Below are 332 nucleotides of genomic sequence, written 5' to 3' on the forward strand. Positions count from 1 at the left end.
GCGGCTTTCCCATTGAACCCCACGGCGTCGCTAGTCGGCTTGGCGGCGGGCGAAGCGGCGCATCTGCACGGGCGAGTTGCAGATGCTGCGGGCCGCTATGTCGGCGATCAATTCGAGTGGGCGAAAAACGCCGTCGAACAGGGGGCGCACCATGTTGCCGAGGCGGCGCAGCGGGCCATCCACGACCCTGACGTCCAGGCGGCAGGGGCCAATGTCGTGAATCAGGCGGTCGATCTCTATCATGGCGCGCAGTCCGCCGCACATTCGTCCGCCGGACAGGCCGTTGGGCAAGCATACGACGGGATCAAAAACATCGTCTCGCCCGGCATCGA

1 protein-coding gene is annotated in these 332 nt (G+C 65.7%); it reads right to left on the bottom strand.

What is annotated here, in order from left to right:
- Positions 1 to 30 precede the first annotated feature (30 nt).
- Positions 31 to 332: hypothetical protein (locus XalbCFBP2523_RS16025; protein ID WP_211286591.1), on the bottom strand; the 302-nt coding region annotated here is incomplete at its 5' end.

This window comes from Xanthomonas albilineans, assembly GCF_002939705.1.
GTDB lineage: Bacteria > Pseudomonadota > Gammaproteobacteria > Xanthomonadales > Xanthomonadaceae > Xanthomonas_A > Xanthomonas_A albilineans.